General features: G+C 66.1%; 9 protein-coding genes and 2 pseudogenes. 8 read left to right on the forward strand and 3 right to left on the reverse strand.

Features of this window, described 5'->3' with window-relative positions; translation table 11 throughout:
- The 5 genes and pseudogenes from JWQ24_RS07710 to JWQ24_RS07730 all read left to right on the forward strand — a co-directional run.
- Positions 1–451 (forward strand): annotated as a pseudogene (locus JWQ24_RS07710) (aliphatic sulfonates ABC transporter substrate-binding protein); the annotation flags it as partial.
- A 244-nt stretch (positions 452–695) separates the two neighbouring features.
- A complete protein-coding gene (locus tag JWQ24_RS07715) occupies positions 696–1532 on the forward strand; it encodes an ABC transporter permease (protein WP_299806339.1) in 837 nt (278 codons plus the stop codon).
- Complete coding sequence (locus JWQ24_RS07720) at positions 1532–2317, forward strand: ABC transporter ATP-binding protein (RefSeq protein ID WP_299806323.1); 786 nt, start codon at positions 1532–1534, stop codon at positions 2315–2317. The genes JWQ24_RS07715 and JWQ24_RS07720 overlap by 1 nt, the downstream gene beginning before the upstream one ends.
- Before the next feature lie 52 nt (positions 2318–2369).
- Entirely contained in the window at positions 2370–2879 is a 510-nt protein-coding gene (locus JWQ24_RS07725; protein WP_299806325.1) for an OsmC family protein, read from the forward strand.
- Positions 2880–2989: 110 nt separating this feature from the next.
- Complete coding sequence (locus JWQ24_RS07730) at positions 2990–3781, forward strand: hypothetical protein (RefSeq protein WP_299806326.1); 792 nt, start codon at positions 2990–2992, stop codon at positions 3779–3781.
- 152 nt (positions 3782–3933) lie between these two features.
- Here the strand turns inward: JWQ24_RS07730 and mutS are convergent, their stop codons facing one another.
- Positions 3934–6663 (reverse strand): DNA mismatch repair protein MutS, encoded by a 2730-nt coding sequence (gene mutS, locus JWQ24_RS07735; protein ID WP_299806327.1) that lies wholly within the window; start codon positions 6661–6663, stop codon positions 3934–3936.
- Between the two features lie 313 nt (positions 6664–6976).
- On the opposite strand from mutS, the gene pcaF reads away from it, so the two are divergent.
- From pcaF to pcaG, 3 genes and pseudogenes are all read left to right on the forward strand, one after another.
- Positions 6977–8185, forward strand: coding sequence for a 3-oxoadipyl-CoA thiolase (pcaF, locus tag JWQ24_RS07740; protein WP_299806329.1), 1209 nt, complete (start codon positions 6977–6979; stop codon positions 8183–8185).
- Positions 8186–8302: 117 nt separating this feature from the next.
- Positions 8303–9004, forward strand: a complete 702-nt coding sequence (gene pcaH / locus JWQ24_RS07745; RefSeq protein WP_299806331.1) for a protocatechuate 3,4-dioxygenase subunit beta — start codon at positions 8303–8305, stop codon at positions 9002–9004.
- Positions 9005–9580: pseudogene (gene pcaG, locus JWQ24_RS07750) on the forward strand (protocatechuate 3,4-dioxygenase subunit alpha); the annotation flags it as partial.
- A gap of 268 nt (positions 9581–9848) precedes the next feature.
- Here the strand turns inward: pcaG and JWQ24_RS07755 are convergent.
- A complete protein-coding gene (locus JWQ24_RS07755) occupies positions 9849–11414 on the reverse strand; it encodes a DHA2 family efflux MFS transporter permease subunit (protein ID WP_299806335.1) in 1566 nt (521 codons plus the stop codon).
- 4 nt (positions 11415–11418) lie between these two features.
- Positions 11419–12307 (reverse strand): HlyD family secretion protein (locus JWQ24_RS07760; RefSeq protein WP_299806337.1); only part of this gene is annotated, 889 nt, incomplete at its 5' end.

Below are 12307 nucleotides of genomic sequence, written 5' to 3' on the forward strand. Positions count from 1 at the left end.
GCTGATCCGTGGTGACGTCGATGCCTGGGCCGGCCTCGATCCGATGATGGCGCAGGCCGAAGTCGAGGACGGCGCCAAACTGTTTTTCCGCAAGCCGGACGCCAACACCTGGGGCATTCTCAACGTCCGCGAACAGTTCCTGAAGGACAATCCCGACATCGTCCGCCGCGTGCTGGCGGTCTATGAGGAAGCGCGCAAATATTCGCTGGCGAATTACGATGAGCTCAAGAAGGGCTTCATTGGCGTCACCAAGCTGCCGGACGCGGTGGTCGACAAGCAGCTCAAGGAGCGTACCGAACTCACCCACAGCCGGATCGGCGCGCCGCAGCGCGAGTCGATCCTCGCGGCCGGGCTCGCACTGCAGCAGGCCGGCGTGATCGCGGCGACGGTGGATGTGAAGGCCACGGTTGACGCCCTGATCGATGACCAGGTGCCGCTGCCGAAGAGTTAGGGACTCTTGCTTGCCTCCTTCCTTACTTCCTCTCTCCCCCGCGCGAAGCAAAGCTTCGCTAGGTGGGAGAGGGTGTCCGCGCGATAGCGCGGACGGGTGAGGGGTAGTTGCGAGCGCTGAACCCCTCATCCGACGCCGACTTCGTCGGCGCCACCTTCTCCCACAAGGGGAGAAGGAAGAAAGGCGCACCGCTCACCGCTTTGCCACCCTTGCAATTCCCTCCCGGACCGATTTTCCTATGACCATGACGCTGGATACGCCTGCGCTTGAACGAGATGTTGCGATCGAACCGGCCGCGCCTGGGCGCTGGCGCTTGGCGCGTCCGGTGCTCGGTGTGCTGCTGCCGCTCGGCGTCGCGCTGGCCTGGGAATTCGTCGTGTGGTCGGGGTGGTCGAACGGCCGTCTGGTGCCGCCGCCGTCGAAAATCTTCGCCACCATCGCCGAACTGGCCGCCAGTGGCGAACTGTCCCGCCATATCGCGGCGACATTGTCACGGGTAGGCGCGGGCTTCGCGCTGGGCGTGGTCGCCGGCACGCTGCTGGGGGCGGTCTCCGGCTACTGGACGCTTGCGCGGCGGCTGCTCGATCCCACGGTGCAGGCGTTGCGCGCGATACCCTCGATCGCCTGGGTGCCGCTGTTCATCCTGTGGCTCGGCATTTTCGAGACCTCAAAGGTCGCGCTGATCGCGGTCGGCGTGTTCTTCCCGGTCTATCTCGGCGTGATGGGCGCGATCCTTTCGGTCGATCGCAAGATCGTCGAGGTCGGGCGCACCTTTCGGCTATCGGGGCCGGCCATGATCCGCCGCATCCTGCTGCCGGCGGTGCTGCCGGCCTATGTCGTATCGCTGCGCGTCGGGCTCGGGCTCGGCTGGATGTTCGTCGTCGCCGCGGAATTCATGGGCGCCTCCGAAGGGCTCGGCTATCTCCTGATCGACGGCCAGCAGCTCGGCAAGCCCGCGCAGATCCTCGCCGCCATCACCATCTTCGCTATCCTCGGCAAGACCACCGACTGGCTGATCGAACTGGTTTCCGCGCCGCTGCTGCGCTGGCAGGATGCGTTCAGCCCAGGCGAGGAAGCGTGATGCTCAGGCTCGACCGCGTCGGCAAGACCTATCCCAACGGCGTCCACGCGCTTGAACGGTTCTCCGCCGAGATCCCCAAGGGCGAGATCGTCGCGATCATCGGCGGCTCCGGCTGCGGAAAGTCGACGCTGTTGCGCGCCGTCGCCGGCCTCGACCGCGCCAGCGCCGGTGCGATCCGCGTCGACGACACCGCCATCACGGCGCCGCACGAAAAGATCGGCATCATCTTCCAAGAGCCGCGGCTGCTGCCGTGGCTCAGCGTCGCCGACAATATCGGCTTCGGCCTGTCCGGCCTGCCCGCCGCTGCGCGGCGGGAAAAGGTCGCGCAGGCGCTGGCCCGCGTCGGCCTCGCCGACAAGGCCGATGCCTGGCCGCGCGAATTGTCCGGCGGGCAGGCGCAGCGCGTCGCCATCGCCCGCGCGCTGGTGCCGCGGCCGGAAGTCTTGCTGCTCGACGAGCCGTTTTCCGCGCTCGATGCCTTTACGCGCCGCGACCTGCAGGATCACCTGCTCGATCTGTGGGCCGATACCCGCCCGACGCTGATCCTGGTCACCCACGACGTCGATGAAGCGGTGGTGCTGGCCGACCGCGTATTGGTGATGCGGCCGCGGCCGGGGCGGCTGTTTGCGGAGATCGTGGTCAACCTGGCGCGACCGCGCGACCGCGCCTCGCCGCTGTTCGAGGCGGTGAAGCACCGCGTGATGATCGCGCTGGACCGTTCGCTGGATCGCAACCTGCCCGACGGCGTTGTGCAGCCCGGCGTCGGCGAGGCGATGTGGTGGTGACATCGGCGCGCCATCGCCGTTAAATGCCGCCAACAACATCAGGGAGAAAGCCATGGACGCCGCCACGCTTCGCGCGACGCAAGCTCCGATCAAGGAGCGCTACAAGTCCGATCCCGCCGCCGCCTTCATCACGCTGAAGGCCAACGGCTCGATCGACCAGGACGGCATTGCCTGCAAGCTCGAGACCGGGCGCCAGATCGCGATGGCCGGCCTGCATCCGGCGACCGGCGGCTCCGGGCTCGAACTATGCTCCGGCGACATGCTGCTGGAGGCGCTGGTGGCCTGCGCTGGCGTGACGCTGAAGTCGGTCGCGACCGCGGTGGAAGTGCCGCTGAAGTCCGGTCATGTGATCGCGGAAGGCGATCTGGATTTCCGCGGCACGCTGGGCGTCGACAAGGAGGCGCCGGTGGGCTTTGCCGAAATCCGGTTGCGCTTCGACGTCGACACCGACGCGCCGCAGGACAAGCTCGATCTGCTCCTGAAACTCACCGAACGCTATTGCGTGGTGTATCAGACCATCAAGAACGGCCCGAAGGTTTCGGTCACGATGAACAGGGTGTAAGCAGGGCACCAACAGACATAGTCGTCATGGCCGGGCTTGCCCGGCCATCCACGTCCTGTCGCAAACAACGTGGATGCCCGGCATAACGCCGTGCATGACGAGAAGCATTGATGTCCCCCGAACTCGCTTTTGCCCTGACGCTGCTGCTGCGCATGGCCGTGACCGCGGCCTTCGTGGTCACCGCCTCCATGATCACCGAGCGTTCCGGGCCGGCGATCGGGGCGCTGGTGGCGACGCTGCCGATTTCGGCCGGGCCGTCTTACGTGTTTCTGGCGCTCGATCACGACCCGGCCTTCATCGCGCAGGGCGCGCTGACCAGCCTGCCGATCAACGCCGCGACGATGTTTCTCAGCCTCACCTACGTCCTGGTGGCGCAACGCCGCGGCGTGATCGTCAGCCTCGGCGCCGCCGTGCTGGTGTGGTTCGGTCTGGCGGCGATCGTACGGATGACCACATGGTCGCTGGGCAGCGCCCTTGCCGTCAATGCGGTGGCGTTTGCGATCTGCCTCCCGCTGATGAAGCCGTTTCGCCATGTGAAGATGCCGCCGGCTATCCGGCGCTGGTACGACGTCCCGCTGCGCGCCGCTTTGGTGTCGACGCTGGTCGCCACCGTGGTGACGCTCTCGCACACGATCGGCCCGGCAGGCAGCGGCATGCTCGCCGTGTATCCGGTGGTGCTGACCAGCCTGATGCTGTTGTTGCATCCGCGTATCGGCGGCCGGCCGACCGCGGCGGTGATCGCCAGCAGCGGCTGGGGCCTGATGGGATTCGGCCTGGCGCTCGCGATGGTGCATCTCACCGCCGTGCCGCTCGGCTCCGCGGTTTCGCTGACTCTTGCGCTGGCGATCTGCGTGGCGTGGAATCTCGGCCTGTGGTCGTGGGGGCGGCGGCGGGTGGTTTGAGAACCCTCAGCCGTCATTGCGAGGAGCCCTTGCGACGAAGCAATCCAGCTCTTGCCGAGCTTTTGGCTTCTGGATTGCCGCGTCGCTTCGCTAAGAGGAAAGCTGGGAACCAGCTTTCCTTGACGTCGCAATGACGGCAGATAGTGCGAGGCTCAGCCCTTCGGCAGTTTCGCCTTCAGCGCATAGAGCGCTTCGAGCGCCTCGCGCGGCGACAGCTCGTCGGGGTGGATCGCGGCCAGCGCCGCGATCAGGGCCTCGGCCTCGGTCGGGGGCGCCGGTTCGGCGGCCGCGCGGGAGGGGATAGCGAACAGCGGCAGGTCGTCGATCAGGACCTTGGCGCCCTGGCCGCGGTCCTGCGCTTCCAGTTTCGCCAGCACCGATTTGGCGCGAGCGATTACCGCGGCGGGCAGGCCCGCAAGCTTCGCCACCTGGATGCCGTAGGAGCGGTCGGCGGAGCCCGGCAGCACCTCGTGCAGGAACACCACGTCGCCGTGCCATTCCTTGACGCGGACGGTGGCGTTGAACAGTCGCGGCAGTTTGGCCGAAAGCGCGGTGAGCTCGTGATAATGCGTCGCGAACAACGAGCGGCAGCGGTTGCTCTCGTGCAGGTGCTCGATCGCCGCCCATGCGATCGACAGGCCGTCGAAGGTCGCGGTGCCCCTCCCTATCTCGTCGAGAATGACGAGGGCGCGCTCGGAGGCCTGGTTCAGGATCACCGCGGTCTCGACCATCTCCACCATGAAGGTCGAGCGGCCGCGCGCCAGATCATCCGCCGCGCCGACGCGTGAGAACAGCCGGTCGACGATGCCGATGCGGGCGCGCGCGGCCGGCACGAAGCTGCCGATCTGCGCTAGCAGCGCGATCAGCGCGTTCTGCCGCAGGAACGTTGATTTACCCGCCATGTTGGGGCCGGTGATCAGCCAGATCTGGCCGGATTTTTGCGCCGGCCCCGGCGACAGGTCGCAGGCGTTCGCAATGAACGGATGGCCGTCGCGTCGCAAAGCCTGTTCGACCACGGGATGGCGGCCGCCTTCGATCGCAAAGCCGAGCGAATTGTCGACTTCGGGGCGGACGTAGTTGTCGTCGATGGCAAGCTTGGCCAGCGCGGTGGCGACGTCGAGCAGCGCAAAGGCATGCGCTGCCGCGTGCAGGTTATCGGCGTCTGCAGCGACCATCGAAGCGAGACGCTCGAAGATCTCCAGTTCGAGGCCGAGCGCGCGGTCGCCGGCATTGGCGATCTTGGCTTCGATCTCGCCGAGTTCGGCGGTCGTGAAGCGGGTCTGGCCGGCCAGCGTCTGGCGGTGGATAAAGGTGGCGTTGAGCGGCGGCGACATCAGCTTGTCGCCATGCTGCGCGGTGACTTCGACGAAATAGCCGAGCACGTTGTTGTGGCGGATCTTGAGGCCCTTGACGCCGCAGTCGTCGGCGTAGCGCGCCTGCATCGCCGCGACCACGAGGCGCGAGGCATCGCGCAGGTTGCGGGTCTCGTCCAGCGCGGCCTCAAAGCTCTCGCGGACGAAGCCGCCGTCGCGCTTCATCAGCGGCAGATCTTCGGCCAGCGCCCGGGCAAAGGTGTGCGCCAGTTCGCGCGACGGCCGCCGTAGCGCGTCCATCGCAGCCGTGATGTCGGAGGGAAGCGTTCCGATCTGCGACAGCCGCGCCAGCACCTTGTCAGCCGCCAGCACGCCATCGCGCAGAGCGGCGAGGTCGCGTGGCCCGCCGCGGCCGACCGCGAGCCGCGCCAGTGCGCGCGCCATGTCGGGCGCGGCCTTCAGGGAGATGCGAATATCGTCACGCGCGCCGCTGTCGGCGACGAAGATTGCGACGGCATCGAGCTTGCGACCGATCGCCTCCGCATCGGTGAGCGGGGCAGCAAGCCGCTGCGCCAAAAGGCGCGAGCCCGCCGCGGTCACGGTGCAGTCGATGGCGTCGAGCAGCGAGCCGCGGCGTTCGCCGGCCAGCGTGCGCGTCAGTTCGAGATTGGCGCGGGTGGCGGGATCGATCGCCATCGTGGTGCCGGCGGCCTCGCGACTCGGCGGCGACAGCGGCGGGCGTTTGCCGAGCTGGGTGCGGTCGATATAGGTGACGGCGGCGGCCGCCGCGGTCGCCTCCAGACGCGACATCGCGCTGAGGCCGTCCATCGTGGCGACAGCAAAGTAGTCGCACAGCCGGCGTTCGGCCGTGGCGCCGTCGAACACGTCGCGCGTCACCGGCGTCACCGCCGGCAGTTCGCGCAGCAACTGGCTCACATCAGGATCGCTGTACAGTGCGTCGGTGACGACGGCTTCGTTCGGGTTGATCCGCGCCAGCGTGGCGCCGAGTTCCGCCACGCTGCATTCGGTGACGTTGAATTCGGCGGTCGAGATGTCGATCCAGGCCAGGCCAATGCGGTCGGCGCCGGCGGAACCCTTGGCGCGCGCGATCGTCAGCAGATAGTTGTTGGTGCGGGCATCGAGCAGGGTGTCTTCGGTCAGCGTGCCCGGCGTCACCAGCCGCACCACGTCGCGCTTCACCACGCTCTTGTTGCCGCGCTTGCGCGCCTCCGCCGGGTTCTCCATCTGCTCGCACACCGCGACGCGGTGGCCGAGCGCGATCAGCCGGTGCAGGTAGTCGTCGGAACGCTCCACTGGCACGCCGCACATCGCGATATCGGCGCCCTGGTAGCGGCCGCGCTTGGTCAGCACGATGCCGAGCGCCCGCGAGGCGGTCTCGGCGTCCTCGAAGAACATCTCGTAGAAGTCGCCCATCCGGTAGAACAGCAGCAGCCCGGGATTGGCCGCCTTGATCTCAAGGTACTGCTCCATCATCGGCGACACCTTGGTGGTGTCCTCCACGGGCGCGGTCGTTTCGGGCGGGGCAGGGATGTTTTGCTGGATCGTCATGGCGGCGGACGCTAGCAAATTTGGCCGGGGAATTCACAGGGCCGGAGGGCGTTTTCCAGTGCTGAGTGCCTCGGAATTCGTGTCCCGGATGCAGCGCGGCGTTCTTATGCCGCTCCGCTGAGCCGGTACCGTCGCGGGCGACGGCGTCCGGGACAGCATAACGGCATTTGACACTCGTTCCCGCGCATAGCCGCCCTTGCGGTAACGCGCCGCTCCCGGCCAGCGAGCATTTGACGGCCGGGGCGGGCCTTCCTAAAACACCTGCAAATTCGAGACGAAAACCCGCCGATGGCGGCATACAGGGAGAAATGCGATGGGCGATGTCTTTATCTGCGACGCGGTGCGCACCCCGATCGGCCGCTTCGGTGGCTCTCTCGCCAAGGTCCGTGCCGACGACCTCGCCGCCGTCCCGATCAAGGCGCTGATGGAGCGCAATCCGGGCGTTGACTGGACCGCGATCGACGAAGTCTATTTTGGCTGCGCCAACCAGGCCGGCGAGGACAACCGCAACGTCGCGCGCATGGCGCTGCTGCTGGCCGGCCTGCCCGAGCAGGTTCCCGGCCTGACCCTCAATCGCCTGTGTGCCTCCGGCCTTGACGCCGTCGGCGCGGCTGCCCGCGCCATCCGCGCCGGCGAGATCGATTTCGCGATTGCCGGCGGTGTGGAATCCATGACCCGCGCGCCGTTCGTCATGGGCAAGGCTTCGGAGGCGTTCTCCCGCTCTGCGGACATCTTCGACACCACCATCGGCTGGCGCTTCATCAACCCGCTGATGAAGGAAAAGTACGGCGTCGACGCGATGCCGGAGACCGGCGAGAATGTCGCGCAGGATTTCCAGATCTCGCGCGCAGACCAGGACGCCTTTGCGATCACCTCGCAGCAGCGCGCCGGGAAGGCGATCGCCTCCGGCTACTTCGCCGAGGAGATCGTCGCCGTGATGGCGCCGGGTGGCAAGGCCGGCCCGATCACCGTCGACAAGGACGAGCATCCGCGTCCCGAGACCACGCTGGAAGGCCTGACCAAGCTGCGCCCGATCGTGCGCAAGGACGGCACCGTCACCGCCGGCAATGCCTCCGGCGTCAATGACGGCGCCGCCGCCATGATCCTGGCCTCCGCTGCCGCCGTGAAGAAGCACGGCCTGACGCCGCGCGCGCGCATCCTCGGCCTCGCCTCGGCCGGCGTGGCGCCGCGCATCATGGGCATCGGCCCGGTGCCGGCGACCCAGAAGCTGATGGAGCGGCTCGGCCTCAAGATATCAGACTTCGATTTGATCGAGCTCAATGAAGCTTTCGCCTCGCAAGGCATTGCTGTGTTGCGCCAGCTTGGCGTCAAGGAGGACGCCGACTTCGTCAACCCGCACGGCGGCGCCATTGCGCTCGGCCACCCGCTCGGCATGAGCGGCGCGCGCCTTGCGATGACGGCGGTGCACGGCATGGAGAAGCGCGGCGGCAGACTGGCGCTGGCCACGATGTGCGTCGGTGTCGGCCAGGGCGTGGCGATGGCGATCGAGAAGTTGAATTAACAAGTCGTCATTGCGAGGAGCGAAGCGACGCGGCAATCCAGAAGGCTACAAGCGAGACTGGATTGCTTCGTCGCAAGGGCTCCTCGCAAGGACGGGGAAAGACCTGAGGGAACCAGCATGACGCTAATCTATCCCGTCGAGAGCAATGCCGCGCATGCGCCGCGGCTGTCGCCCGGCTACAAGAGCACCATCAAGCGCGCGCCGCAGAAGCCGCTGATCATGATCAAGCAGTCGCTGTCGGAACTGACCGGCCCGGCCTATGGCCACGAGACGGTGCGGCCGGGCGATAGCGACCTCACCACCATGCATGCCGGCGAGCCGATCGGCGAGCGCATCATCGTGCACGGCCAGGTGCAGGACGAGGATGGCCGCGGCCAACCCAACGTACTGGTCGAGCTGTGGCAGGCCAATGCCTGCGGTCGCTACATCCATGTAGTCGACCAGCATCCGGCGCCGCTCGATCCGAACTTCACCGGGGCCGGCCGCGCCGTGACGGACGCGCAGGGCAACTACCGCTTCGTCACCATGAAGCCCGGCGCCTATCCGTGGGGTAACCACCCCAATGCCTGGCGTCCCGCCCATATCCATTTCTCGGTGTTCGGCCACGCCTTCGTCGCGCGGCTGGTGACGCAGATGTACTTCCCGGGCGATCCCTTGTTTCCGTACGATCCGATCTTCAATTCGGTGACCGACGAGAAGGCGCGGCTGCGCATGGTGTCGGATTTCGATCTCGACGCCACCGTGCCCGACTGGGCGCTGGCCTATCGCTTCAACATCGTGCTGCGCGGGCGCAACGCCACGCCCATGGAGAACAAGTAAGTGTCCGGTATCACCCCCTCGCAGACCGTCGGCCCGTACTTCGCCTATGGCCTGACGCCGAACGGCAAGTATGACTGGAACGACGCCTTCTCCAACAATCTGGTGACGGCGGACGTGACCGGCGACCGCATCCGCGTCGAAGGTTTCGTCTATGACGGCGACGGCGCCAACGTGCCGGACGCCATGCTGGAAATCTGGCAGGCCGACGCGCAGGGCCGTTTCTCCGATCCGCAGGACAAGCGCTCGCTGCCAAACGCCAGCTTCAAGGGCTTCGGCCGCTGCGGTACGGGCGCCGCGGGCTATTCGTTCGAGACCATCAAGCCCGGCGCCGTGCCGGGGGCGGACGGCCAGCCGCAGGCGCCGCACATCGTGCTAGCGGTGTTCGGCCGCGGCATGACCATGCAGAGCATGACGCGGATCTATTTCGACGACGAACCGGCGACGGCGTCGGACGGTGTGATAGCGCAGGTCCCCGGCGATCGTCGCGCGACGTTGATCGCCAAGAAGACCGCGCCCGGCGTGTATCGCTTCGATATCCACCTGCAGGGCGACAACGAGACGGAGTTCTTCGACGTGGAGTTGGAGGCACGCGGCCTCTTCACCTCTCCCCGCCCTCTGCGGGGAGAGGTCGACCGGCGAAGCCGGGCGGGTGAGGGGCAGGGCACGCGATTTCAGTATGAGAGAGCTATCGTGTTCGTCGCGTCGCCAGCAGCCTGACGCCATTTTCAAACAAGAAACCGATTCGAAAATCCGAACCTTGGGCTGGCGCCGTGCCAAGCCCCTCACCCGGATCGCAAGGGCGATCCGACCTCTCCCCGCAAGGGCGGGGCGAGGTTCAGAAACGCTATTCAATCACTGCCGCATGATCGTCCGGCTTCTTGCTCTGCGCGCGCAGCGCGGCCTTGCTGGATCCGATCATCAGCGCCAGCGGGATCGCAATTAGCGTCACCACCATCACCATCTGGTAGTCCAGCCCGAACGCGATAATCGTCGCCTGCAAGGTGACCATGGCGTCGGCCAGAGCGCGGCCGCCATCGGTGGTGAGGTCCATCATCTCGCGGACGCCGGGCATCTGCAGCGCGTTGTTGAACGGCGTGATGTGCTCGACCAGCACCGCGTGCGCCATCCGCGTGCCCGAGGTGAGTTGGGCGATCACCAGCGAAATGCCGACCGAGCTGAACACGTTGCGCATCAAGGTCAGCATCGAGGTGCCGTCGGTGCGCAGATGATTGGGCAGCGTCAGGAACGCCACGGTAGAAAGCGGCACGAAGACGAGGCCGAGGCCAAAGCCCTGCGCGATCGAGACGATCACGATCTCGGGCACGCCGGTCTGGTCGGTCCAGCGCGCGGTGAAGAACAGGCCGAGCGAGATCAGCGCCATGCCGGCCATGATCAGCGTGCGCGCCTCGATATATTTCATCACCCGGCCGACCAGCATCATCGCCACGAAGGTGCCGGAGCCGCGTGTGGCCAGCAGCAGTCCGGCGGTGAGGATGGGGTATCCGATCACGTTCTGCAGGAACGGCGACGACAGCGCCATGGTCGAATACAGCACCAGCCCCATGACCGCCATGAACACGCAGCCGCCGACGAAGTTCCTGTCCTTGAAGATCGCGAACTGGATGAACGGCCGGTTCGAGGTCAGCGAATGCGCGAAGAAGTAGTAGAAGCCGACGATTGCGACGATCGCCTCGGCGATGATCTCGTTGGATTCCAGCCAGCCGAGCTGCTCGCCGCGGTCGAGCGCCAGCTGCATCGAGCCGATGCCGATGGCGAGGGCTGCGAATCCGAACCAGTCGAACTTCAGCTCAAGATTCTTCTTGGTCTCGTCCATGAAGATCACCAGCCCGGCCACCGTGACGATGCCGAATGGCAGGTTGACGAAAAATACCCAGTGCCAGGAATAGGTCTCGGTCAGCCATGCGCCGAGCGACGGCCCCATGATCGGGCCGAGCATCACGCCCATGCCCCAGATCGACATCGCCTTGGCGCGCTCATGCAGTGCGTAGGAGTCGAGCATCACGGCCTGCGACAGTGGCACCAGCGCCGCGCCGAACACGCCCTGCAGCAGGCGGAACAGCACCATCTGCGTGATGTCCTGCGCCAGCCCGCACATCACCGATGCCACGGTGAAGCCGGCGGCGCAGACGATGAACACCTTCTTGCGGCCGAACCGGTTGGCGACCCAGCCGACCGGCGCGGTCATGATCGCGGCGGCGACGATGTACGACGTCAGCACCCAGTTGACCTGGTCCTGCGACGCCGACAGCGAGCCTTGCATATAAGGCAAAGCGACATTGGCGATGGTGGTGTCGAGCGCCTGCATGATGGTCGCGGTCATGGCGCAGATCGTCACCATGTTGCGGCGAAAGCCCGGGACCGCGCTGGAGGATGGCGCCGACGCGTTCATGCGATCAATCCTGCTTCGCCGTGGCGGACGACATACCGAGCAGAGCCGCGAGCGAGCGATGATGGTTGGTATCGATCGTGGTGTAGCTGCTCATGCCGGCCTTGAGCTTCTTCACGAACGGATCGTTGTGATCGAGATAGATGCGGACCGGCACGCGCTGCACCACCTTGACGAAATTGCCGGTGGCGTTCTGCGGCGGCAGGATGGCGAATTGCGCCCCGGTGCCGGGGCTCAGCGATCCGATGGTGCCCTTGAATACATGATCCGGGAACGCATCGACGTCGATCGAGACCGGTTGCCCGACGCCGATATGGGTGAAGTCCGATTCCTTCAGGTTGGCATCGACCCAGGGTTTTGCGGTGTCGATGATGGAAAATACCGGCGTTCCCGCGACAATGAAGCGGCCGAGCTGGATCTGATCGACCTGCGTCGCGATCCCCGCCATCGGCGACCGCATCTCGGTGTGATCGAGGTTGCGCTCGGCCTGCGCCAGCGCCGCGGTGGCCAGGGCGTAAGGCGGAAACTGCTCGATCGGCAAATCGGGATTGCCGAGCAACTGGGTTTTTGAAGTCGAAAGCTGCTGCTGGAGGAATGCGAGTTCCGCTCTCGATGTGACCAGTGCGTTTGACGAGTTGTCGAGGTCGAGCTGTGAGCCGAAACTGTTCTTGGCGAGCACGCTCTTGCGGTCGACGTCGCGTTGCTTCAGGTCGACGGCCTGCTGCATGAGGTCGCCCATCTGGTCGTAAATCTTGATGTTCGCGGTCAGATTGTTATAGGTCGTGCGGGCCTGTGCCAGCGTGGCCTTGGCCTGGTCGACGGCGAGCCGTAACGGCACCGGATCGATCCGGAACAGCACGTCGCCCTGATTGACACGCTGGCCTTCACGCACCACG

Origin of the sequence: Tardiphaga sp. (assembly GCF_028290495.1) — a bacterium.
Classification (GTDB): Bacteria; Pseudomonadota; Alphaproteobacteria; order Rhizobiales; family Xanthobacteraceae; genus Tardiphaga.